General features: G+C 70.2%; 21 protein-coding genes. 7 read left to right on the plus strand and 14 right to left on the minus strand.

The genetic code is table 11. The features are described 5' to 3' along the window. Position 1: 1 nt before the first annotated feature. Complete coding sequence (locus ACFWYS_RS17830; protein WP_384769181.1) at positions 2-1030, minus strand: glycosyltransferase family 2 protein; 1029 nt, start codon at positions 1028-1030, stop codon at positions 2-4. A gap of 146 nt (positions 1031-1176) precedes the next feature. Here ACFWYS_RS17830 and ACFWYS_RS17835 point away from each other — a divergent pair, with 146 nt between their 5' ends. Both ACFWYS_RS17835 and ACFWYS_RS17840 read left to right on the plus strand, forming a co-directional pair. Next, positions 1177-2631 carry an LCP family protein gene (locus ACFWYS_RS17835; RefSeq protein WP_384769184.1) on the plus strand — a complete coding sequence of 485 codons (1455 nt, stop codon included), beginning with the start codon at positions 1177-1179 and terminating at the stop codon, positions 2629-2631. Positions 2632-2853: 222 nt separating this feature from the next. Then, positions 2854-3216, plus strand: a complete 363-nt coding sequence (locus ACFWYS_RS17840) for a four-helix bundle copper-binding protein (protein ID WP_272114960.1) — start codon at positions 2854-2856, stop codon at positions 3214-3216. Positions 3217-3293: 77 nt separating this feature from the next. Here the strand turns inward: ACFWYS_RS17840 and ACFWYS_RS17845 are convergent, their stop codons facing one another. Continuing rightward, positions 3294-4568 carry an LCP family protein gene (locus ACFWYS_RS17845; RefSeq protein ID WP_384769188.1) on the minus strand — a complete coding sequence of 425 codons (1275 nt, stop codon included), beginning with the start codon at positions 4566-4568 and terminating at the stop codon, positions 3294-3296. Between the two features lie 119 nt (positions 4569-4687). Between ACFWYS_RS17845 and ACFWYS_RS17850 the strand changes: the two genes are divergently transcribed. Beyond that, positions 4688-5245, plus strand: a complete 558-nt coding sequence (locus ACFWYS_RS17850) for an acyl-CoA thioesterase (RefSeq protein WP_384769191.1) — start codon at positions 4688-4690, stop codon at positions 5243-5245. Between the two features lie 109 nt (positions 5246-5354). Here ACFWYS_RS17850 and ACFWYS_RS17855 read toward each other — a convergent pair whose 3' ends face one another. Next, positions 5355-6512: an acyl-CoA dehydrogenase family protein gene (locus ACFWYS_RS17855; RefSeq protein WP_384769194.1), complete on the minus strand. Its 1158-nt coding sequence runs from the start codon at positions 6510-6512 to the stop codon at positions 5355-5357. 187 nt (positions 6513-6699) lie between these two features. On the opposite strand from ACFWYS_RS17855, the gene ACFWYS_RS17860 reads away from it, so the two are divergent. After that, positions 6700-8043, plus strand: a complete 1344-nt coding sequence (locus tag ACFWYS_RS17860; protein ID WP_384769197.1) for a UDP-glucose dehydrogenase family protein — start codon at positions 6700-6702, stop codon at positions 8041-8043. A gap of 169 nt (positions 8044-8212) precedes the next feature. On the opposite strand, the gene ACFWYS_RS17865 is transcribed toward ACFWYS_RS17860, so the two are convergent. Next, positions 8213-8728 carry a CGNR zinc finger domain-containing protein gene (locus ACFWYS_RS17865; protein WP_384769199.1) on the minus strand — a complete coding sequence of 172 codons (516 nt, stop codon included), beginning with the start codon at positions 8726-8728 and terminating at the stop codon, positions 8213-8215. A gap of 124 nt (positions 8729-8852) precedes the next feature. Here ACFWYS_RS17865 and ACFWYS_RS17870 point away from each other — a divergent pair, with 124 nt between their 5' ends. After that, a complete protein-coding gene (locus ACFWYS_RS17870; RefSeq protein WP_384769202.1) occupies positions 8853-9212 on the plus strand; it encodes a VOC family protein in 360 nt (119 codons plus the stop codon). A 4-nt stretch (positions 9213-9216) separates the two neighbouring features. Here ACFWYS_RS17870 and ACFWYS_RS17875 read toward each other — a convergent pair whose 3' ends face one another. From ACFWYS_RS17875 to ACFWYS_RS17885, 3 genes are read right to left on the minus strand one after another with little or no spacing between them, the layout of a single operon-like run. Then, complete coding sequence (locus ACFWYS_RS17875; RefSeq protein ID WP_384769205.1) at positions 9217-10407, minus strand: dipeptidase; 1191 nt, start codon at positions 10405-10407, stop codon at positions 9217-9219. Between the two features lie 5 nt (positions 10408-10412). Next, positions 10413-10952 (minus strand): 5-(carboxyamino)imidazole ribonucleotide mutase, encoded by a 540-nt coding sequence (purE, locus tag ACFWYS_RS17880; RefSeq protein WP_384769208.1) that lies wholly within the window; start codon positions 10950-10952, stop codon positions 10413-10415. Beyond that, positions 10949-12088, minus strand: a complete 1140-nt coding sequence (locus ACFWYS_RS17885; RefSeq protein WP_384769211.1) for a 5-(carboxyamino)imidazole ribonucleotide synthase — start codon at positions 12086-12088, stop codon at positions 10949-10951. Before ACFWYS_RS17885 ends, purE begins: the two co-directional genes overlap by 4 nt. A gap of 176 nt (positions 12089-12264) precedes the next feature. Here ACFWYS_RS17885 and ACFWYS_RS17890 point away from each other — a divergent pair, with 176 nt between their 5' ends. Further along, positions 12265-12837, plus strand: a complete 573-nt coding sequence (locus ACFWYS_RS17890) for a GtrA family protein (protein WP_384769214.1) — start codon at positions 12265-12267, stop codon at positions 12835-12837. Between the two features lie 65 nt (positions 12838-12902). Here ACFWYS_RS17890 and ACFWYS_RS17895 read toward each other — a convergent pair whose 3' ends face one another. After that, positions 12903-14177: an ATP-binding protein gene (locus ACFWYS_RS17895; protein ID WP_384769217.1), complete on the minus strand. Its 1275-nt coding sequence runs from the start codon at positions 14175-14177 to the stop codon at positions 12903-12905. A 62-nt stretch (positions 14178-14239) separates the two neighbouring features. After that, the gene (locus ACFWYS_RS17900; protein WP_272114946.1) at positions 14240-14917 is read right to left on the minus strand and encodes a response regulator transcription factor; all 678 of its coding nucleotides are present in this window, start codon (positions 14915-14917) and stop codon (positions 14240-14242) included. A 427-nt stretch (positions 14918-15344) separates the two neighbouring features. On the opposite strand from ACFWYS_RS17900, the gene ACFWYS_RS17905 reads away from it, so the two are divergent. Next, a complete protein-coding gene (locus ACFWYS_RS17905) occupies positions 15345-16850 on the plus strand; it encodes a peptide MFS transporter (RefSeq protein ID WP_384769220.1) in 1506 nt (501 codons plus the stop codon). Between the two features lie 108 nt (positions 16851-16958). Here the strand turns inward: ACFWYS_RS17905 and ACFWYS_RS17910 are convergent, their stop codons facing one another. From ACFWYS_RS17910 to ACFWYS_RS17930, 5 genes are all read right to left on the minus strand, one after another. Beyond that, positions 16959-18290, minus strand: a complete 1332-nt coding sequence (locus ACFWYS_RS17910; RefSeq protein WP_384769646.1) for a hypothetical protein — start codon at positions 18288-18290, stop codon at positions 16959-16961. A gap of 89 nt (positions 18291-18379) precedes the next feature. Continuing rightward, the gene (locus ACFWYS_RS17915; protein WP_384769223.1) at positions 18380-19477 is read right to left on the minus strand and encodes a hypothetical protein; all 1098 of its coding nucleotides are present in this window, start codon (positions 19475-19477) and stop codon (positions 18380-18382) included. After that, positions 19474-20337: a hypothetical protein gene (locus tag ACFWYS_RS17920; protein ID WP_384769226.1), complete on the minus strand. Its 864-nt coding sequence runs from the start codon at positions 20335-20337 to the stop codon at positions 19474-19476. Before ACFWYS_RS17920 ends, ACFWYS_RS17915 begins: the two co-directional genes overlap by 4 nt. A gap of 82 nt (positions 20338-20419) precedes the next feature. Beyond that, on the minus strand, positions 20420-21106 hold the full coding sequence (locus tag ACFWYS_RS17925) for an LPXTG cell wall anchor domain-containing protein (protein WP_384769229.1): 687 nt from the start codon (positions 21104-21106) through the stop codon (positions 20420-20422). A 230-nt stretch (positions 21107-21336) separates the two neighbouring features. Next, positions 21337-21849 carry an ATP-binding protein gene (locus tag ACFWYS_RS17930; protein ID WP_384769232.1) on the minus strand — a complete coding sequence of 171 codons (513 nt, stop codon included), beginning with the start codon at positions 21847-21849 and terminating at the stop codon, positions 21337-21339. Positions 21850-21956: the final 107 nt, after the last annotated feature.

Below are 21956 nucleotides of genomic sequence, written 5' to 3' on the forward strand. Positions count from 1 at the left end.
CTCAGCTGGTGCTGAGTACCGCCGGGCGCCGGGACGCGATGACCTTCTTCGCCAGCGCGCGCGGGCTGGTCAGAAAGCCGTAGCCCCACGACATGTGCATGGTGGCGAGGGCGACGGGAATCTGCAGCCGGGCCTTCAGCGGCAGCCCCTTGCCCGCGGGGACGGACCCGGCGACGATCGCCGCGAGGTAGCCGCCGGGGACCACCAGGGCCCACGGGGTGACCAGGGCGCCCAGCACCAGGCCCGCCGCGATCGCGCACACCGCCGTCGGCGGGGCGAGGTAGCGCAGGTTGATGGAGCCGGAGTGGTAGCGGGCGACGACATGGCGCCAGCGGCCGTAGTCCTTGTACTGCTTGGCGAGGGCCTTCACCGACGGCCTCGGGCGGTACGACACCTTCAGCTCCGGCGAGAACCAGATCAGCCCGCCCGCCTCCCGGATCCGGAAGTTGAGCTCCCAGTCCTGGGCGCGGATGAACTCCTCGTTGTAGCCGCCCTGTTGCTCCAGCGCCTCGCGCCGGAAGACACCGAGGTAGACGGTCTCGGCCGGCTGTGCCTCGCCCCCGGTGTGGAAGGCGGCGTTGCCGACCCCGATCTTCGAGGTCATCGCGGCGGCGACGGCGTGCTCCCAGTCGTTCTCGCCCTCGGCGTGCATGATGCCGCCGACGTTCTGCGCGCCGGTCTCCTCCAGGAGCCGTACGGCGGTGGCGATGTAGTTCGGGGAGAGGATGCCGTGCCCGTCGACGCGGACGACGATCGGGTGGCGGGAGGCCTTGATCGCGGCGTTGAGGGCGGCGGGGGTGCGGCCGGTCGGGTTCGGGACGGTGTGCACACGGGAGTCGTCCCGGACGAGCTCGGCGGCGATCTCGTCCGTGCGGTCCGTGGAAGGACCGAGGGCGATCACGACCTCCATCTCGCCGGCGTACTCCTGCGCGAGGATCGCTTGGACGGCGCCGCGCAGATGCCGCTCCTCGTCGAGGACGGGCATGATGACGGACACGGCGGGGAGCTGCACGTCGGGATTGGCGTTCATAGGGGGCTCACGTTACCGCGAACGGGGGACACCTTTGCGCGCCGCCGGGGCCGCTGCACCGGGCAGGAGATCGTATGGCCCTACGGTGCTCACGGACCCACGTACGGCCCCCAGGGCAAGGCAAGCTCCCGCGGAGGTATCTCCCCATGCCCACGCCGCCCAGGCAGTCCCCGTCCCCCGCGCAGCGCCGCGCGCGGCCGTCCCGCCGCGGGGCGCGGCCGGTCGCGCCGGTACGGCGGAAACGGCCGCGGTGGGCCATGCGGGCGGTGACCACGCTGTCCGTCGTGGTTCTCGCGTCCGCTGGGATCGGGCATGCGGTGGTCACCAGCCTGGACGCGAAGATCGCACGCGTCGACCCGTTCAAGGACATGAAGAACCGGCCGCAGGCGGGGACCGGGATGAACGTCCTGCTCGTCGGCACGGACGGCCGCGACCGCATCAGCGACGAGGCCCGGCGCAGGTACCGGCTGGGCGGGGCCCCGTGCCACTGCACCGACACGATCATGATCGTGCACATCTCGGAGGACCGGGAGCGGGCGAGTGTGGTGAGCCTGCCGCGCGACTCGTACGCCGAGGTGCCGGCCGGTGAGGGACGCGAGGCGCACCCCATCAAGATCAACGCGGCGTACGCGGAGGGCGGCCCGAACCTCACCGTGCGCACCGTCGAGCACATGACCCATGTGAAGATCGACCACTATCTGGAGGTCGACTTCACCAGCTTCATGAAGACGGTGGACGTGGTCGGCGGCGTGCAGATCTGCACCGCCGGGCCATTGAAGGACTCGTACACCGGACTCGACCTGCCGGCCGGCACCCACCGGCTGATGGGCGGCGAGGCGCTGCAGTTCGTGCGCGCCCGGCATATCGACAGCGGCTCCGACCTGGGCCGGATGCAGCGCCAGCAGCGTTTCATGGCGGCGCTGATCGAGCGGGCCACGTCGTCCGGGATCCTGCTGAACCCGATGCGCTTCCGGGACGTGACACGCGCGGTGCTGGGCTCGGTACGGGCCGACAAGGGCTTCGGGACGGGCGAGCTGCTGGACCTCGGCCGGGCGATGCGCAACTTCTCACCGTCGTCCTCGGAGTTCACGACGGTGCCCATCCGGCAGATGGCATACGCCGTGAAGGGCATCGGTTCCACGGTGAAGTGGGACACCGAGAAGGCCGACCGCCTCTTCAGCGCCCTGCGCGAGGACCAGCCGCTGGCCCCGCACCGGACGCGCAACAAGGTGGTCCGGGTGGAGGTCGCCCCGCAGGAGATCCACGTCCAGGTGGAGAACGGCACCAAGACGGAGGGCCTCGCCAAGCGCGTCGACGAGGCCCTGGCGGCCACCGGCTTCCGCACCACCGGTCGCCCGCTCCCGGCGGCCGACCGCACCGAACCCCGCACGGTCGTCGCCCACGACCCCCGCTGGGACCGCTCGGCGAAGTCCCTGGCAGCCGCCTTGCCGGGGAGCGTGCTGCGCCCGGTGAAGGGGCTGGGGCCGACGCTGAAGGTGATCGTCGGGGAGGACTTCCGGCAGGTGCGGAAGGTCAGGTCGGCGGACCCCACGCAGGGGGAGTCCTATGTGGTGCGCGGCGACGAGGCGGGGTGCTCCTAGACAGGGCCCGGGCTCCTCGCGCCCGCGCGGGAAGCCCGTAACTCCAATGGGCCTGTGTCCTCACCCACGGCAGTCACCCACGGCCGAGGATGCGGGACCGGGTCCCCCTGCGGCATTCGATGCGGATTGTTCCCGTCCGCCCGATGGCGCCCCGCGCCCCGCAGGCGTAGGAACGGAAGCACACGGGGCCCGCCCCGGGCTCCCGTACCCCCAGGAGGAGCCATGACCCAGCCCGGAACCATGCCCGCGATGAGCAAGGAGATGCAGGCCTGCGTCGACGCGTGCATGTCCTGCCATGTGGTCTGCGAGGAGACGATGAGCTCCTGCATGCAGATGGGCGGTCAGCCGCAGATGCAGATCATGCGGGCGCTCATGGACTGCGCCGAGACCACCCGTATGTGCGCGGACATGATGATGCGCCGCTCGCCCATGTCGGCCGAGATGTGCGCGATGTGCGCCAAGGCCTGTGAGATGTGCGCCGAGGCGTGTATGTCCATGCCGGACGATCCGCAGATGATGCGCTGCGCGGAGGCGTGTCGTCGCTGCGCCGAGAGCTGTCGCTCGATGGCGGGCGCCATCATGTGACGGTTCAGCCGTCCGACAACGCGCGAGGGCACCCCATGCGTTCGGGGTGCCCTCGACGTTCGCGCGATGCGCGCCGCTCAGTCGCTGGAGACGGTCACGGTCTCGTCGTTCTTCAGCTGCTCCACCAGCTGCTTCACCTTCGCGCGGTCCCACTGGAGGTTGCCGTTGGGGGAGTTGCCCGAGATCGGCATGTTCATGGACTTGCCGTCGCCGCCGTTGACGCCCTTCATCGCCCAGAACATGGACGCCAGGTCCCACAGGCTCATGTCCTTGTCAACGGTGAGGGAGTCGAGGCCCGCGCCCATCGTCGGGTACAGCTTGAAGGGGTTCAGGATCGTGCTCGGCGTCGCCACCTGGTTGGCCAGGGCGGCGAGGAACTTCTGCTGGTTCGCCGTACGGTCCAGGTCGGAGCGGGCCAGCGCGTACCGGGTGCGGACGAAGGCGAGCGACTCCTCGCCGTTCAGGGTCTGCTTGCCCTTCTTGAAGTCGGCGCCGGACTTGGAGTCCTTGATGTCCTTCGGGATGTCGATCTCGACACCGCCGACCGCGTCCACGATGTTCGCGAAGCCGGCGAAGCCGATCTCGACGTAGTGGTCGATGTGCAGATCGGTGTTGGCCTCGACGGTGCGGACCAGCAGTTCGGGACCGTCCTCCGCGTAGGCCGCGTTCAGCTTCACCTGCCGGCCGGTGCCCTCGTAGAACTTCCCGGAGTCCGAGCCCTTGAACGACGGGATCGTGACGTTCGAGTCGCGGGGCAGGGAGATCAGCGTGTCGCCGTTGCTGCCGACGTGCAGGATCATCATCGAGTCCGTGCGCTTGCCCTCGGCGGACCCGGTGTGCAGCTGCTTCTTCTGCTCGGCCGTCATGCCCTCGCGGCTGTCGGAGCCGACGATCAGGTAGTTGGTGCCCTCGCCCGCCTCAGGCCGCTCGATGACCTTGGACAGGTCGACGTCGCGGTTGAGCTTGGAGTCGGCCCAGAAGTAGGTGGCGACGCTCGTCACGAGCAGCAGCGTCACCAGCGTGATCGAGGTCACCTTTATCCGGCGACGCCAGTTCGGCGCGGGCCGTGGCTCACGCATCCCCCGGCCGCCGGAGCCGCCCGAGCCGCCGCCGTAGACCTGGCCGGTGTTGTAGCCGTCGTCGTAGGCGTCGTCGTCGTAGCCGCCGTGGCCCTGGCCGTTCACATACGACGGCTGCGGCGGCACCCCGCCGTAGCCCTGGCCGGGCGGTGCCGCCGGACCACGGCGGACCTGGCGCATCACGCGGGCGCCTTCGGGCTGTGCGCTCGCGCTGCCGCGTCCGTAACGGCTGCCGCGGTTGTCGTCGGACCATGCCTGGGGCCAGTCATTCATGCGCCCCAGTGTGCAGGGCACGCCCAGGTGTCTTACAAGGTTCAGTGGAAAATAGAGGCACGGCTGTTGCGAAGCCAACACAAAGTCCGCGAATGTCGGGTCGGCATAAGGTGGACGCCATGACAGACCAGGTCACCGCAGCGGAATCAGGCACTCCGGAGATCCCGGGCAAGCCGACGTCCGCGTCCCGCACCACCCTCAGCCACATCATGACCCACAACGACACCAACCTGCTGGGGACGGTGCACGGCGGCGTGATCATGAAACTCGTCGACGATGCCGCGGGCGCGGTGGCCGGCCGGCACAGCGGTGGCCCCGCCGTCACCGCGTCCATGGACGAGATGGTCTTCCTGGAGCCGGTCCGCGTCGGCGACCTCGTCCATGTGAAGGCCCAGGTCAACTGGACCGGCCGGACCTCGATGGAGGTCGGCGTACGCGTCCTGGCCGAGCGCTGGAACGAGTCGGCACCGGCGACCCAGGTCGGCTCGGCGTACCTGGTGTTCGCGGCGGTGGACGCGGACGGCAAGCCGCGCCGGGTGCCGCAGGTGCTGCCGGAGACCGAGCGGGACAAGCGGCGCAACCAGGAGGCCCAGATCCGCCGGACCCACCGGCTGGCCCGGCGACGCGCCATCAAGGAACTGCGGGAGAAGCGGGCGGCCGAGGGGTACGAGGACTGACCCACGGCACACGGCACACGGCACATGACAACGGCCCCCGGCATGACGCCGGGGGCCGCTCTGTCCGTGTCGCCCTTACGGAAGGCCCCGTCCTACGGCAGGTTCCGCCCTACGGCAGGTTCCGCGCCATCACGATCCGCTGGACCTGGTTGGTGCCCTCGTAGATCTGCGTGATCTTGGCGTCGCGCATCATGCGCTCGACCGGGTAGTCGCGGGTGTAGCCGTAACCGCCGAGCAGCTGGACCGCGTCGGTGGTGGCCTCCATCGCCACGTCCGAGGCGAAGCACTTGGCGGCGGCGCCCAGGTAGGTGAGGTCGGCGTCGCCGCGCTCGGAGGCGGCGGCGGCCTGGTAGGTCAGGGCGCGGGCGGCCGAGATCTTCATGGCCATGTCGGCGAGCATGAACTGGATGCCCTGGAAGTCGGCGATCGGCTTGCCGAACTGCTTGCGCTCCTGGACATAGCCCTTGGCGTAGTCGAGGGCGCCCTGCGCGATGCCCAGCGCCTGCGCGGCGATGGTGATGCGGGTGTGGTCCAGCGTCTTCATCGCCGTCGCGAAGCCGGTGCCCTCCTCGCCGATCATGCGGTCGGCCGGGATGCGGACGTTGTCCAGGTAGACCTCGCGGGTCGGCGAGCCCTTGATGCCGAGCTTCTTCTCGGGGGCGCCGAAGGAGACGCCCTCGTCCGACTTCTCGACGACGAAGGCCGAGATGCCCTTCGAGCGCTTGGAGGGGTCGGTGACCGCCATCACCGTGTAGTACTCGGAGACGCCGGCGTTGGTGATCCAGCGCTTCACGCCGTTGAGGACGTAGTGGTCGCCGTCGCGGACCGCCTTCGTCTTCATGCCGGCCGCGTCGGAGCCGGCGTCGGGCTCGGAGAGGCAGTACGAGAACATGCCGTCGCCCTGGGCGAGCGGGGTCATGTACTTCTTCTTCAGGTCCTCGGAGCCGGAGAGGATCACCGGCAGCGAGCCCAGCTTGTTCACCGCGGGGATCAGGGAGGACGACGCGCAGACCCGCGCGACCTCCTCGATCACGATCACCGTGGCCAGCGCGTCCGCGCCCGCGCCGCCGTACGACTCCGGTACGTGCACGGCGTGCAGGTCGTTGGCGACCAGCGCTTCCAGCGCCTCCTGCGGGAAACGGGCTTCCTCGTCCACCGCGGCGGCGTGCGGCGCGATCTTCGCCTCGGCCAGGGAGCGGATGACGTCACGGAGCATGTCGTGCTCCTCGGACGGGCGGTACAGGTCGAAGTCAGCCGATCCGGCCAAGGTCTCTCACGCTCCAAGGACGCTGATAGCAAAGGTGATGCTGGCGCTAATTACCGTTAAGTAACTCAAATTTTAGGGGTCGGCCCACGGGAGTGATACGTGAGCTTGGCGACAGCGGGGAAGTTGCCCGTCAGACCCTCCGACTATGCTCAGGCCCGCATGCCACCGTCCCGCTTTTGGAGTATCCATGGCCCTCAAGATCACCGTGATCGGCACCGGCTATCTCGGCGCCACACACGCCGCGGCCATGGCCGAGCTCGGGTTCGAGGTGCTGGGGCTCGATGTGGTCGAAGAGAAGATCGAGATGCTGCGGCGGGGCGAGGTCCCCATGTACGAGCCGGGGCTGGAGGATCTGCTCCGCAAGCATGTGGCGGGGATCGAGGGGTCCAGCGGGCGGCTCCGGTTCACCACCGACTACGCCGAGGTCGGAGAGTTCGGCGATGTGCACTTCGTCTGCGTGAACACCCCGCAGCGGCACGGCGAGTACGCCTGCGACATGTCGTACGTCGACGCCGCCTTCGCCTCGCTGGCCCCGCATCTGACGGAAGCCGCCCTCGTCGTCGGCAAGTCCACGGTCCCCGTCGGCTCGGCCGACCGCCTCGCCGCCTACCTCGTCGAGCACGCGCCGGCCGGCGAGGGCGCCGAGCTGGCCTGGAACCCGGAGTTCCTGCGCGAGGGCTTCGCCGTGGACGACACGCTGCACCCGGACCGGATCGTGGTCGGCGTGGGCAGCGAGCGGGCCGAGAAGCTGCTGCGCGAGGTGTACGCGACGCCGATCGCCGACGGCTCCCCCTTCGTCGTCACCGACTTCCCCACCGCCGAGTTGGTGAAGACCTCCGCGAACTCCTTCCTGGCCACCAAGATCTCCTTCATCAACGCGATGGCCGAGGTCTGCGAGGCCGCCGGCGGCGATGTCGCCAAGCTCGCGGAGGCCATCGGGCACGACGACCGGATCGGCAGGAAGTTCCTGCGGGCCGGCATCGGCTTCGGCGGCGGCTGCCTGCCCAAGGACATCCGCGCCTTCATGGCCCGCGCCGGTGAGCTGGGCGCCGACCAGGCGCTGACCTTCCTGCGCGAGATCGACTCGATCAACATGCGCCAGCGCGGCCAGATGGTGGAGCTCGCCCGGCAGGCGCTGGGCGGCGGGCCCTTCCTGGGCAAGCGGGTCGCGGTGCTCGGCGCCACCTTCAAGCCCGACTCGGACGACGTACGGGACTCGCCCGCGCTGAACGTCGCCGGGCAGATCCATCTCCAGGGCGGCCAGGTCACGGTGTACGACCCCAAGGGCATGGACAACGCCCGCCGACTGTTCCCGACCCTCGGCTACGCCGACAGCGCGCTGGACGCGGTGCGGGGCGCCGACGTCGTACTGCATCTGACCGAGTGGCGGGAGTTCCGCGAGCTGGACGCGGCGGCGCTCGGCGAGGTCACGGCGGCCCGGGTGATCCTGGACGGGCGCAACGCCCTCGACCCGGAGGTGTGGCGCAAGGCCGGGTGGAGCTATCGGGCGATGGGGCGGCCGACGGCCTGAGAGACGGGCGACGCCGTTTCGGCCGAGGCTCAGTCGGCCGAAACGGCGTCCTTCGCATTCTGCCGCACACCGCCGCAACACGCCGAATGAATCTTCAACAACCTTTCGGAATGGCTCACTTCGCCCTGCCCGGCCACGCTCACCTCGCCCTGACCGGCTTCGCCGTGGCTCACTTCGCTCGGTAGCGGCGCATCTTCGCCCGCGCCCCGCACACCTGCATCGAGCACCAGCGACCGCGTCCCGCCGGGCTTCGGTCGTAGTACGCCCAGTGGCAGTCGGCCGCCTCGCAGGCCTTGAGCCGGTGCCAGGTGCCCTCGACGAGGGCGAGGGCGACGGCCTCCGCCACCCGGGAGAGCAGCGGGCCCTCCCCTGCCGGGGTGCGGGCGGCCGGGGCCAGGGTCGCCGAACCGTCGGCGGCGTCGACCGCGACCACCAGCGGGCCCGCCGTCAGCAGCTCCCCCAGCGGCGTCACCGCGCGGTGCGGCGGATGCCCGGCGTGGGCGAGCAGGGCCACCCGCAGGGACTCCCGCAGTTCCCGCGCCCGCGGCAGGTCCTCCTCGGCCAGCCCGAAGCGCGCCCGGCCCTCCGCCGTGTCCAGCGAGTCGGCGCCCGACTCGATGTCCAGCGTGTTGACCAGGGACTGGAGCAGCTCCAGGCCCCCGGGCGCGGGTGATCTCTCACTCATGACTGCACGCTATCTCTCGCTTCCCGAAATCCCCTTGCGACGTTACCCCCAATGCCGGAGCATGAGGTAACAGAGTTACCTGTTGACTCATTCCATGGGTAACCAAGACTTCGAGGAGGAAGTCATGGCCATTGCTGAACTGGGCGTCGTCGTCCTGGACTGTCCCGACCCCCGCGCCCTCGCCGACTTCTACGCACGCGTGCTCGGCGGCAGCGTGGAGGGCGACGGGGACTGGGTGGACCTGAAGGCGCCCGGCGGGACGGCACTGGCATTCCAGGCCGCCCCCGGATTCGTACCGCCTCGGTGGCCCGCGCCCGATCAGTCACAGCAGTTCCACCTGGACCTGACCGTGGCGGACCTGGACGCGGCCGAGGAAGCCGTCCTGGCCCTGGGCGCGAAGCCCCTGGACACCGAGGACCGTTCGCGCGCCTTCAGGGTGTACGCGGACCCGGCAGGACACCCGTTCTGCCTGTGCGCCTGCTGACGCGTCAGCCGTCCAGCGCCTCGATGGTCGCGTTGGACGGGCCCCGCGTCGCCTGCAGGTCGCGGGCGACGTCCTCTGCCGCGCCGAGTACCCGTACCGCGTTCTGCCAGGTCAGCTTGGCCAGGTCGGGCTTGGACCAGCCGCGGTCCAGGAGTTCGGCGATGAGGTTGGGGTAGCCGGAGACGTCGCCCAGGCCGTCGGGGGTGAAGGCGGTGCCGTCGTAGTCGCCGCCGATGCCGAGGTGGTCGACGCCGACGACCTCGCGCATGTGGTCCAGGTGGTCGGCGACCGTGGAGACCGTGGCGATCGGGCGCGGGTTGGTCTCCTCGAAGGCGCGGTGCACCTTCATCGCCTCGGCGGTGGTGTCGAGGTGGTGGAAGCCGTGGGCGCGCATGTTGTCGTCGGCCGCGACCGTCCAGTCGACCGCCGCCTGGAGGACGAACTTCGGCACGAAGGTCACCATCGCGATGCCGCCGTTGCCGGGAAGGCGTTCCAGGATGTCGTCCGGGATGTTGCGCGGGTGGTCGCAGACCGCACGGGAGGAGGAGTGGGAGAAGATCACCGGCGCGGCGGAGGTGTCGAGCGCGTCGCGCATCGTCGACGGCGCCACGTGCGAGAGGTCGACCAGCATGCCCTCGCGGTTCATCTCCCGCACGACCTCACGGCCGAAGGCCGACAGGCCGCCCACGCCGGGCTCGTCCGTCGCCGAGTCCGCCCACGCGATGTTGTCGTTGTGCGTGAGCGTCATGTAGCGGACGCCGAGCGCGTACAGCGCGCGCAGCGTGGCGAGGGAGTCGGCGATCGAGTGGCCGCCCTCGGCCCCCATCAGGGAGGCGATACGGCCCTCCGCGCGGGCCGCCTCCATGTCCGCCGCCGTCAGCGCCGGGCGCAGGTCGCCCGGATACCGCGCCAGCAACTGCCGTACGCAGTCGATCTGTTCCAGGGTGGCGCTGACCGCCTTGTCGCCCGCGTAGTCCGAGCGGACGTACACCGACCAGAACTGCGCGCCGACACCGCCCGCGCGCAGGCGGGGGATGTCGGTGTGCAGATGGGCGCCCTGGTCGCCGGCGATGTCGCGGGCGTCGAGGTCGTAGCGGACCTGTTCGCGCAGCGCCCAGGGGAGGTCGTTGTGGCCGTCGACGACGGGGAACTCGCGCAGGAGTTCCCGGGCCGCCTCCAACGCGGCGGAGGTCATCGCCGTCACTTCCCCGTGCCGAAGCCGAAGCCGCCCGCGCCCTCGACCTTGGCGCGCAGTCGCTTGCCCTTCTCGGTGGCCTGGTCGTTCAGCTCCTGCTGGAACTCGCGCATCCGGCCGAGGAGCTCGTCGTCCTGGGTGGCCAGGATGCGGGCCGCGAGCAGACCCGCGTTACGGGCACCGGCGACCGAGACGGTGGCGACCGGGACGCCGGCCGGCATCTGCACGATCGACAGCAGGGAGTCCATGCCGTCGAGGTACTTCAGCGGCACGGGGACGCCGATGACCGGGAGGGGCGTGACCGAGGCGAGCATGCCGGGGAGGTGGGCGGCGCCGCCGGCTCCCGCGATGATCACCTTCAGCCCGCGCTCGGCCGCCTGCTCGCCGTAGGTGACCATCTCGCGGGGCATCCGGTGCGCGGAGACGACGTCGACCTCGTAGTCGATCTCGAACTCGTCGAGGGCCTGGGCGGCGGCCTCCATGACGGGCCAGTCGGAGTCCGAACCCATCACGATGCCCACGACGGGGCCGACAGCGCTGCTCATTCGGTGATCGTGCCCTTCAGGTAGCCGGCTGCGTGACGGGCGCGCTCCAGCACGTCGTCCAGGTCGTCGCCGTAGGTGTTGACGTGACCGACCTTGCGGCCGGGCTTCACGTCCTTGCCGTACATGTGGATCTTGAGCTGGGGGTCGCGGGCCATGCAGTGCAGATACGCGGAGTACATGTCCGGGTAGTCGCCGCCGAGGACGTTGACCATGACCGTCCACCTGGCGCGCGGGCGCGGGTCGCCGAGCGGGAGGTCGAGGACGGCCCGGACGTGGTTGGCGAACTGCGAGGTGATGGCACCGTCCTGGGTCCAGTGGCCCGAGTTGTGGGGGCGCATCGCGAGCTCGTTGACGAGGATGCGGCCGTCGCGCGTCTCGAACAGCTCGACGGCGAGGTGGCCCACGACGCCGAGTTCCTTGGCGATGGTCAGGGCCATCTCCTCGGCCTTGAGGGCGAGGGTCCCGTCCAGGTCGGGGGCGGGCGCGATGACCGTGTCGCAGACGCCGTTGACCTGCTGCGACTCCACCACCGGGTACGCCACGGCCTGGCCGTGCGGGGAGCGGACGACGTTCGCCGCGAGTTCCCGTACGTAGTCGACCTTCTCCTCGGCGAGGACCGGGACGCCGGCGCGGAAGGGGTCGGCGGCCTCCTCCACGGAGTCCACGACCCAGACGCCCTTGCCGTCGTAACCGCCGCGGACCGTCTTGAGGACGACCGGGAAGCCGTCCCCCTCCTCCGCGAAGGCGACCACGTCCTTCGGGTCGGTCACGATGCGGTGCCGTGGACATGGCACGCCGATCGCGTCGAGCTTCGCGCGCATCACGCCCTTGTCCTGGGCGTGCACCAGCGCGTCCGGGCCAGGGCGCACGGGGATGCCGTCCGCCTCCAGGGCCCTGAGGTGCTCTGTGGGTACATGTTCGTGATCGAAGGTGATCACATCGCAGCCCCTCGCGAAGTCGCGCAGCGTGTCGAGGTCGCGATAGTCGCCGATGACGACATCGCTGACGACCTGCGCCGCGGAATCCTGAGGGGTGTCACTGAGGAGCTTGAACCTGATGCCCAGCGGGATGCCTGACTCGTGTGTCATACGCGCGAGCTGGCCCCCGCCGACCATGCCGACTACCGGGAACGTCACGCCCCTAGGGTATCGGCCGGGCCGACGCGACCCTCTTACCGGACTTTTCCTTGTCTCTTCCCCGACCTATGAGCTCGCGCACAGGCAATCGCCGAGGGGGGTGGTTAGCATGGCTGGGTTGACGAAACAGAACGACACATCGACCGACACATCGACCGACAGGAGCCTTCACGACCATGGGACGTGGTTCCTCGGGGCTTCATTCGGCGCCTCCGGCAGCTCGCAGTGCTGTTCGACAGCGACTCGACCGGCTCATGCGGGAGGTCGCCAAGTTCGGGGCTGTGGGCGGGGCCGGGGTTCTGGTCAACTTCCTCGTGTTCAACCTGGTACGGCATGTGACCGACCTCCAGGTGGTGCGGTCGAGCGTGATCGCGACGGCGGTCGCGACCCTGACCAACTACATCGGGTACCGCTACTTCACGTACCGCGATCGTGACAAGAGCCGTCGTACGAAGGAACTGGGCCTGTTCCTGCTGTTCAGCGTGGTCGGCCTGGTGATCGAGAACGGCGTGCTGTACGCGGCGACGTACGGCTTCGGGTGGGACAGCCCACTCCAGAGCAACGTCTTCAAGTTCCTCGGGATCGGGGTCGCGACGCTGTTCCGGTTCTGGTCGTACCGGACCTGGGTGTTCCGGGCGCTGCCTTCCGAGGAGCCGGCGGTGGCCGGTGTCACGGGCGGTGCGGAATCGTTCCTGGATGTGCGGGAGACCGCGCCTGCCAAGCCGCGGGTTCGCCAGCGGGTGGGCTGACGCGGGGCCTTTGAAGGGCCTTGTTTCGCCGTCCCCTGCCTGACCGTCCCGTACCCGACCGTCCCCTACCGGACCGTCGGCCCCGAATCCTCCGCCGGCTTCTTCGCCGGGTGTGTGCGGGACAGGAACAGGGCGATGACCGGGGGGTTCGTCTGGAGCATTTCCAGGCGGCCGCCGTCGGCCTCGGCCAGGTCCCTGGCCACCGCGAGGCCGATGCCCGTGGAGTTGCGGCCGCTGATGGCGCGCTCGAAGATGCGGGCGCCCAGGTCGGCCGGGATGCCGGGCCCCTCGTCGGTGACCTCGATGACCGCCTGGTTGCCGGTGACGCGAGTACGCAGCGCCACGGTGCCGCCGCCGTGCATGAGGGAGTTCTCGATCAGGGCCGCCAGCACCTGGGCCACCGCGCCCGGCGTCCCCACCGCCTGCAAGTGCCGCTTGCCCGAGCTGACGATCGCCCTGCCCGAGCTGCGGTACGCCGGGCGCCACTCCGCCAGCTGCTGCTGGATGACCTCGTCGAGGTCGAAGGTGACGGCGGAGCCGTTACGGGGGTCGCGGGAGTTGGTCAGCAGGCGTTCCACCACGTCCGTCAGGCGCTCCACCTGCGTCAGGGCGATCGTCGCCTCCTCCTTCACCGTGTCGGGATCGTCGGTGAGGGTGATCTCCTCCAGGCGCATCGAGAGCGCCGTGAGGGGGGTGCGCAGCTGGTGCGAGGCGTCCGCGGCGAGGCGGCGTTCCGCCGTCAGCATGCGGCCGATGCGCTCGGCCGAGGAGTCCAGTACGTCCGCCACCCGGTCCAGCTCCGGGACGCCGTACCGCTTGTGCCGGGGGCGCGGGTCGCCCGAGCCGAGTCGTTCCGCCGTCTCCGCGAGGTCGGTCAGCGGCGAGGCCAGCCGGTTCGCCTGGCGGACCGCCAGCAGGACCGCCGCGATCACCGCGAGCAGCGCCACCGCCCCGATGATCAGCAACGTACGGCCGACCTCCCGCGTCACCGACGACCGCGGCTCCTGCACGGTGACCGTCTCGCCCTCCTCGCCCGTCTCACGGGCGCTGATGACCTCACCGGTCGGCTTGGTGCCGACCTCGATCACCGACTTGCCCGGGATCCGGATCTCGGCGTACCGATCCCCCTGGATCTGGTCCCGCAGCACGGACGCGTCCACGGTCTCTTCCCCGAGCAGCCGGCTGTCCACGATGCTGACCAGCCGGACCGCCTCGGTGTCCACCCGCTCCTGCGCGGTGTTGGTGATCGTCCGTGTCTCGACGATGACGAGCGACACACCGAACACGGCGATCACGACGAGCACGACAGCGAGGGTCGACTGGATGAGGCGGCGACGCACAGGGCGATCCTTCGGGCGATAACTTCACAACAACCAGCGGTACAACGCCCGGAAGGGGCGCCTCAACTCTTCTCGAACCGGAAACCCACACCGCGCACCGTGGCGATGTACCGGGGATTCGCCGCGTCATCGCCCAGCTTTTTCCGCAGCCAGGAGATATGCATGTCGAGCGTCTTGGTGGACGACCACCACGTCGTGTCCCAGACCTCGCGCATCAGCTGATCCCGGGTGACCACCCGCCCGGCATCCCGCACCAGTACCCGCAGCAGGTCGAACTCCTTGGCGGTGAGCTGGAGTTCCTCGTCCCCCATCCACGCCCGGTGCGACTCGACGTCGATCCGCACCCCGTGCGTGGCCGGCGGCTGCTGCGGCTCCGCCGCGCCGCGCCGGAGCAGGGCCCGCACCCGGGCGAGCAGTTCGGCGAGCCGGAACGGCTTGGTGACGTAGTCGTCCGCGCCCGCGTCCAGGCCGACGACGGTGTCCACCTCGTCGGCGCGCGCGGTCAGGATGAGGACCGGCACGGTGTGGCCGTCGGCACGCAGTCGGCGGGCCACCTCCAGGCCATCCATGCCGGGGAGACCGAGGTCCAGCACGACCAGGTCGATCCCGCCCTGCAATCCAGCGTCGAGTGCGGTGGGTCCGTCCTCCCGCACCTCGACCTCGTACCCTTCCCGGCGCAATGCGCGGGCCAGCGGCTCCGAAATGGACGCGTCGTCCTCGGCGAGCAGTACACGGGTCATGAGGTGATGGTAGTCCGCCCATGACAAGAGCTGGAGTGTGATCGGGCTCCTTGATTCTTACTCGCCGCCGACCCGCGCCTTACTTTCGATGGCATGGTGCAGACCTATGCGTAAAAGGTGCGATCCTGGAAAGGACCTTGGAAAGGTCGCTCACAGTTCCCTGGACACCTGTGATCTCTCTCTCAAGACCTTCCATATCCGGCCCTTTCCTGACGTATGGTGAATCTACGCCTGTAGCACTGCGGGACCTTCGGCAGCATTTGACGCTGAAGGTCTCTTTTGTGCCTGGAATGACCTGGCCGGGCCCTCAAGGACGGGGGCATGGATCCCGGTGACCGCCGTACGGCGGGTCCCGCCGGTGCCGGCCAGCCCCCCACCGGGCGCGTCACCGCTCACGCAGACGCGTCCCGACCAACAAGGATCGACCATGGCGTCCAGCCTGACGAAGGACTCGGCCCGCCCGGGCACCCCCGGCTCCGAGAAGACCTTCTTCGGCCACCCCCGCGGACTGGCCACTCTCTTCATGACCGAGATGTGGGAGAGGTTCTCCTACTACGGCATGAAGGCACTGCTCCCGCTGTACCTGGTGGCCGACAACGGCCTGAACCTCAGCGGTCCGACCGCGATCACCGTCGCCTCGGTATATGTGTCGCTCGTCTACCTGCTGGCCCTGCCCGGCGGCTGGGTCGCGGACCGCTTCCTCGGCCCCCGCAAGACCGTGGCCGTGGCCGGCCTGGTCATCATGCTCGGCCATCTGACCCTGGCACTGCCGTCGGCCGGCGTCTTCTACGTGGGCCTCGCCCTCGTCGCGATCGGCTCGGGTCTGCTGAAGGCCAACATCTCCACGATGGTCGGCCACCTCTACGACGGCCCGAACGACGCGCGCCGCGACGGTGCCTTCACCGTCTTCTACATCGGCATCAACACCGGTGCCTTCGCCGCGCCGCTGATCATCGGCACCGTCGGCGAGAGGGTCAACTGGCACCTGGGCTTCGCGCTGGCCGCGCTCGGCATGGCGCTGGGTCTGGTCCAGTTCCTGCTCGGCACCCGTCACCTGAGCGAGCGCAGCGACATCGTCCCGACCCCGATGGACGCCGACGAGAAGCGCAGCACCCTGCGCAAGGGCCTGCTGTGGCTGGCCGTCCCCGTGGTCTTCTACTCCGTCGTCGGCCTCTCCGGCCACTTCACGCAGAACTGGGCGATGATCCCGCTCACGGTCATCGGCCTGATCGTGCCGATCTGGGTGATCGCGCGCATAAAGCGGGACAAGGAGCTGAGCTCCACCGAGCAGTCGAGGGTGTCGGCGTACGTCTACTTCTTCGTCGCGGCGGCCGTGTTCTGGATGATCTACGACCAGAACGCCACGACCCTGTCGATCTTCGCCGAGTCCAAGGGCGACAACAGCGTCCTCGGCTGGGAGTTCCCGGTCTCCTGGTACCAGTCGGTCAACCCGGTCCTGATCATGGCCATCGCGCCGGTGTTCGCCTGGCTGTGGGTGTGGCTGAACCGGCGGGGCAAGGAGCCGAGCACGGTCGTGAAGTTCGCGTCCGGTCTCCTCCTGATCGGTGCGTCCTTCTTCGTGTTCCTCATCCCGCTGTCGATCGCCGAGGGCGGCGAGAAGGCCGCGGCGATGTGGATCGTGGCGATCTACTTCGTCCAGACGCTGGGTGAGCTGACGCTGTCTCCGGTGGGTCTGTCGGTCACGTCGAAGATGGCACCGGCGAAGTACGCCTCCCAGATGATGGGTGTCTGGTTCCTCGCGGTCACCGCGGGCGACTCCGTCACGGCGCTGCTGTCCAACCCGGCCGTCGGCGGCGTCAACCTGGACCAGAAGAACTTCGTCGCCGTCGAGGCCGTCCTGGCCGTCGTCGCCGGATTCGCGGTGTGGATGTACCGCAAGAAGGTCAAGGCGCTCATGGGCGACGTGCGCTAGGCGCTGCGCTGGCTTGAGCCGACGGGGCCGTTGCACTTACGTGAGTGTGACGGCCCCGTTGGTTTACCTACCGTGCGCGGTTCCCCGCGCCCCTGAAGAACTAGTCGGTCAGCGCGTCCTACGTCCTGGCATGAACGTGAACACCGCGCCGCCCAGCAGCAATGCCGTCCCCGCCACCAGGCCCAGCGCCTTCAGCGCCCCGCGGTCCTCCGTGCCCGTCGCCGCCAGGCCGCCGTCCGTGGCGGAACCACCCGCCGAACCGCCCGCCGAGCCACCCGTCGATCCGCCGCCGGACGCCCCGCTCGCCTGCTCGGACGTGTCCAGCGTCAACGAGACCTCCGTCTTCGCCGGTGTGCAGGTCGTCGTCGTCCCCAGCGCCTCGATCGTCAGGACGCCCGGGGAGAGGGTCGACTCGCCGCTCGCGCCCGGCTTGTAGGTGCCCGTGAGGTCGGGGATCTCGATCGGGTCGCCCGCCTTGATGGCCTCGGAGTTGGTCGGGCCCTCGACATGGACCGTGCCCTTGTCGGCGCCGCCGAGGGCGACCTCCATCGACGGCTTGACCGAGTCCTTGGGGATGTCGGCGGGGCTGTCCATCACCGACTTCTTGAACTGAACCGTCAGGTCGAAGCTCCCGCCGTCCTTCTTGGCGTTGATCTGGACCGGCGAGGTCGCCTCCTTGTCGCCGATGGGCGTCTTGCACTTGTACGGGACCTGGACCTCCTTGCCCGTGAAGTCGGTCTGGCCGCCGTCCCCGCCGCCGGTACTCGTGCCGCCGGTGTCCCCGCCGCCCGTCCCGCTCCCACTCGGTGCCGGGCTGGAGGGGCTCGACGTCCCCGTGGGCAGTCCCGTGGGCAGACCGGTCGGCACACTCGTCGGCAGCGTCGGGACCACAGTCGGCAGCCCTCCCGTCGTCCCGCCCGGGCCACCGCCTCCGTCCGTCACCTTGATCGTGGCCGCCTTCTGCACGCTCTCCTTCGGCGTGCACTTGGTGTCCGTGGAGATCGGCTTGTTGACGTTGATGTTGTACGCGCCGGGCGTCAGGGACACCTCGCCCGGTGCCGTCAGCTTCAGCCTGCCCTTCATGTCGGACAGCTTCATATCGCTGTTCTTGGGGATCGGCGGGTTCCGCCGCGGCCCCTCCATGGCGATGTCGGCCGTCTGCGCACCGGCCGCCTTCAGCGTCCCCGTCGGCTGGACCGTGTCCTGCCCGAGGTCGAGGATATTGGGGTTCTTGGACGCCGCCTGGACGAACTTCCAGACGATCTCCACCTCGTCGCCGACCTTCGCCTCCGCGGGCGCGGTGATCTCCACCTTCGTGGTGCCCTGGACCGGCGGCAGCCCGGAGATCGCGGGCGGGACGCACTCGGTCGCGTACGCCACCTCGGCCGCCTGCGCGGGCGCGGCCGCCACGCCGAGCAGGACGGTCGCGCCGCCGAGCATCAGGGCGGCCCCCGCGGCGCTCGCTCTGCGGGGGCTGCGGGGGCCGCCGGGGCTCCGGGGCCCGGCCGGTGTGACTCTCCTTCGCATGCTCACGTGGATCCCTTCGTGGTCGGAGTCGTGGGACTCGTCGGGCTGTCGTCGTGCGGTGCGGAGAGCCGACCGGCCGTGCCCGGGTCGTTGTCCGGGGTGAACCACGGCAGGGTCGAGGGAGGGGAGGAGAGGGCGTGCCTCGCCTCCTCCCGGGGCTTCAACCCCGGGATGCGCAGGGCCAGTTCGGACAGCCGGAGGCCGCGGCGCCGGGCGGTCCGGCGCGGCCGTACCCGGTCCACCACCGCCATCCCGACGCGGAACAGCGCAGCCGGTACGACCAGGCAGACCAGGACCCAGAACAGCGTCACGCCCCAGGGCCGGCCCACGCCCCAGGGCTGTTCGGCCATCACCTTGCCGCCGTACTTCAGGGAGACGGTGTAGTCGCCGTGCGCCCCGGCGGCGAGTTCCACCGGCAGTTCGATCCGTGCCTTCTTGCCGGGCCGGATCGTGCCGCGCCACTGCTGTTCCTCCCACTGCGGGGCGAACACGCCGTGGGAGGTGCCGACCTGGAAGACCGGGTTCCTGACGGGTGACGTGCCGACGTTGCCGACCGTGAACACCAGCGTCCGGGACGGCGGTGCGCCGAACCAGGTCAGCAGGCCGCCGGAGCCGTCCAGCCGGGTGTCCGTGAGGACCGACAGCCGCCCGCCCGTCGGCTCGGCGGGCAGCGGCTCGACCGCGTGCCCGGCCACCTGGAAGATCGCGTCGGCCTCGGCCTTCGCCCCGGTCACCGTCGCGACGTGCACCACGCACGGGCACGGCACCGGCGGCTCGGCCACCGGCAGCTTCCGGCTGAACCGCCCCTCGGCGTCCGTCGTCACGGCCCTGCCGTCGGAGTTGGCACAGGAGTTGGTGCCACCGGTGACGCCGGAGGACGGCACCGACTGGCCGCAGATCAGGATCATCAGCAGCGTGCGCGCCCGCCAGCCGCTGCCGGTCACGGTGATCGACCCGCCCGTGCCCGCCTGCGACTTGGACAGCCGCACGACCGGCGGACCGTCGGCCGCCGCCGCGCCCATGGCCGCCATCGGCGGCAACAGCAGCGCCAGCACCGCCACCAGCGCCGCCCACACCGGGATCCGCACCCTGCCGCTCACGTCCCCGCTCCCGTCAACTCGGCTTCCGCGTGGGGCTGTTGCACTACGTCCGCCGCACCGCCGCCGCCGTACGGCTTACGGCGCCTTCGACGTCGTACGGCGAAGAGGGCGCCCACCGTCGCCGCGCACCCCGCGGCCCCCGCCACCGCGCCCCACGGCACGAACCGTGCCGACGCCTGAGCCGTGTCGCTCGCGCCGCCCGCCGCCGTCACCGTCAGCCGGACGTCGACCGCGTCCAGCGCGGGGCGGTCGGGCCATGGCTCGGTGAGCCTGGTGCGGCTGCCCGGGGGCAGGTCGACGGGGAGGGTGCGCGGGGTGCGGTCGAGGAGGCGGCCGAGGACACCGTCGGCGCGCACCGCGAGGCTCGGGGTGAGAGGCGTCGTACCCCTGTTGACCAGCTCGTATGTGATGCCGTCGGCGTGTATCGCGAGGTGCTCGACGGTCAGCGCGGACAGTTCGGGGCCGGTGACGCGCAGCCGGAGGGGGACGGTCCTGGCGTGGCCCGCCGTGTCACGGGCGACGATCGCGGCGTCACGGTCGCCGGGGGACGTGCCCGTCGGGACGGTCACCGTGAAGGGGACCTCGGCGCGGGTGCGGGCCGGGATCCGCACCCGGCTCTCGGCGAAGGCGATCGGCACGCCGGTGCCGGTCAGCCGCACGGTGACCGGCCCGGCGCCGCGGTTCGTCACCGACACCGTGTCCCGCTGCACCGTGCCGGGCTCGCCCTCGGTGTAGAAGGACGGGCGCCCGCCGCCGGAGGGCGCGACGGTCCAGGTCCCGGTGGCGGCCGCAGTGGGGGCGGCCGCCAGCAGGAGCGGAAGCAGCAGAGGCAGGCACAGGACACGGGCGGCTGACGACATCGGCGGCTCCGGCAAGGAGGTGCGGCGCGAAGCGCCTCGCTGAGGGGCGGTGGTCGGGCGACGAGCGGGCATACGGGGGAGTTCAGCGGCGTACCGCCTGCCTCCTCCGGGTCAGCCACAGCGCGCCCGCCGCGCCCGCCAGCAGGACCGTGCCGCCGAGGGTGCCCAGCGCGATCGCCGAGTCCTCGGGGCCGGTCTGCGGGAGTTCGGAGCCGGAACCGGAGCCGCTCTGGGGTCCGCTGTCGGCCCCGCCGCCGCCCGCCGCCGTCACGTCGAGGCTCAGCGACGGCCCGGGGCTGTTGGTCGGCGTGCAGGTGGTGGTCGTACCGAGGGCCTTGATGGTGAGGATGCCCGCCGTGAAGGTGACCTTGCCGGTCTTCTTCGGGGTGTACGTGCCCGTCAAGTCATTGATCTTGATGGGGGTGTTGGCGGGAATCGCCTCCTGGTTGGCCGGGCCGGTCACGTTCATGGTGCCGCTGTCGGCGCCGCCCAGCTTGATGGTGGCGCTCGGGTTCATCGCGCCCTTGCCCAGTTCGACCGGGCTGGACGAGACGCCCTTCTGCCACGACATGGTGACCTTGTAGCCGCTGCCGCTCTTGACGCCCTTGATGTCGATGGGCGAGACGGCGCTCTTGTCGCCGATGGGCGTCTTGCAGGCGTAGTTGACGTCGACGACTTCGGCCCGGGCCGCGGGGGCGGCCATCAACACCGCCGAGCCGGCCAGGGCCGCGGCGGTCGCGAGCGCGGCGGTTCGCTTCTGCTTCGACACGGTCCCCTCAATTCCTGACGGCACATCAGATCGGGCCGTCAAGGTACGCCCGGGGACTTGAGGAAGGAAGACACGGTGCACGCCGGAGTTGTGGCGATCCGGCGTGTGAGAGAAGGGGTTCGAGTGGAGGGCGGACCCGTGGGGGTGACCCCGGGTAACCCGAGGCGGCGCCTGACCGCGGGTCCGCACCGGAAGCGGAAACGAATCTTCCGTACGGCCGCAGGCGCGCCCTACGCCGGAGCGCCCAGCTCCGCCCACACCGTCTTTCCGGAGACGCCCGGCGCCCTCACGACCCCCCAGTCCAGGCACAGCCGCTGCACGATGAACATGCCGTGACCGCCGGGGCGGCCCGCGCGGTGCGGGGTGCGGGGTGCGGGCTGGCCGGTGCCCTTGTCGGAGACCTCGATCCGGATCACCTTGTTGTCGCAGGCGATCAGCATCTCGGCCGGCCCGTCGGCATGCAGACAGGCGTTGGTGACCAGCTCGGAGACGACGAGCAGCACGTCCTCGGCCGCGGCCCGCTGGTCGGCGGTGGCGGCGGGCAGCCAGCCCCACGCGTACAGCGCCTGCCGCGCGAAGTCGCGGGCGAGCGGGACGACACCGCTCTGCCCGGCGAAGTCGAGTCGGCGGACCTGAGGCCCCGCCGACGGTTCGACGGACGACTCGGGCCCCTCGGACGCCCCGGAAGCGCCGCTGGGCTCGGGGCCGCGGTCGCCCGGCGAGAAGGGCCGGGTGGTGCTCATCAGCGCTTCACCTCACCGATTCACCGATTCACCAGTTCAACGTTCAACACGATTTCGAAGTAAGTACGCAGAGTCAGTACGCCCGTACACAAGTCCTTGCCTGATAC

Origin of the sequence: Streptomyces sp. NPDC059010 (assembly GCF_042740355.1) — a bacterium.
Lineage (GTDB): Bacteria > Actinomycetota > Actinomycetes > Streptomycetales > Streptomycetaceae > Streptomyces.

Bases quoted from the DNA above. Each gene is read 5' to 3' on its own strand.
- ACFWYS_RS17830 (WP_384769181.1), bottom strand. From the start codon at position 1,030: ATGAACGCCAATCCCGACGTGCAGCTCCCCGCCGTGTCCGTCATCATG.
- ACFWYS_RS17835 (WP_384769184.1), top strand. From the start codon at position 1,177: ATGCCCACGCCGCCCAGGCAGTCCCCGTCCCCCGCGCAGCGCCGCGCG.
- ACFWYS_RS17840 (WP_272114960.1), top strand. From the start codon at position 2,854: ATGACCCAGCCCGGAACCATGCCCGCGATGAGCAAGGAGATGCAGGCC.
- ACFWYS_RS17845 (WP_384769188.1), bottom strand. From the start codon at position 4,568: ATGAATGACTGGCCCCAGGCATGGTCCGACGACAACCGCGGCAGCCGT.
- ACFWYS_RS17850 (WP_384769191.1), top strand. From the start codon at position 4,688: ATGACAGACCAGGTCACCGCAGCGGAATCAGGCACTCCGGAGATCCCG.
- ACFWYS_RS17860 (WP_384769197.1), top strand. From the start codon at position 6,700: ATGGCCCTCAAGATCACCGTGATCGGCACCGGCTATCTCGGCGCCACA.
- ACFWYS_RS17865 (WP_384769199.1), bottom strand. From the start codon at position 8,728: ATGAGTGAGAGATCACCCGCGCCCGGGGGCCTGGAGCTGCTCCAGTCC.
- ACFWYS_RS17870 (WP_384769202.1), top strand. From the start codon at position 8,853: ATGGCCATTGCTGAACTGGGCGTCGTCGTCCTGGACTGTCCCGACCCC.
- ACFWYS_RS17875 (WP_384769205.1), bottom strand. From the start codon at position 10,407: ATGACCTCCGCCGCGTTGGAGGCGGCCCGGGAACTCCTGCGCGAGTTC.
- purE (WP_384769208.1), bottom strand. From the start codon at position 10,952: ATGAGCAGCGCTGTCGGCCCCGTCGTGGGCATCGTGATGGGTTCGGAC.
- ACFWYS_RS17890 (WP_384769214.1), top strand. From the start codon at position 12,265: ATGGGACGTGGTTCCTCGGGGCTTCATTCGGCGCCTCCGGCAGCTCGC.
- ACFWYS_RS17900 (WP_272114946.1), bottom strand. From the start codon at position 14,917: ATGACCCGTGTACTGCTCGCCGAGGACGACGCGTCCATTTCGGAGCCG.
- ACFWYS_RS17905 (WP_384769220.1), top strand. From the start codon at position 15,345: ATGGCGTCCAGCCTGACGAAGGACTCGGCCCGCCCGGGCACCCCCGGC.
- ACFWYS_RS17910 (WP_384769646.1), bottom strand. From the start codon at position 18,290: ATGCTCGGCGGCGCGACCGTCCTGCTCGGCGTGGCGGCCGCGCCCGCG.
- ACFWYS_RS17920 (WP_384769226.1), bottom strand. From the start codon at position 20,337: ATGTCGTCAGCCGCCCGTGTCCTGTGCCTGCCTCTGCTGCTTCCGCTC.
- ACFWYS_RS17930 (WP_384769232.1), bottom strand. From the start codon at position 21,849: ATGAGCACCACCCGGCCCTTCTCGCCGGGCGACCGCGGCCCCGAGCCC.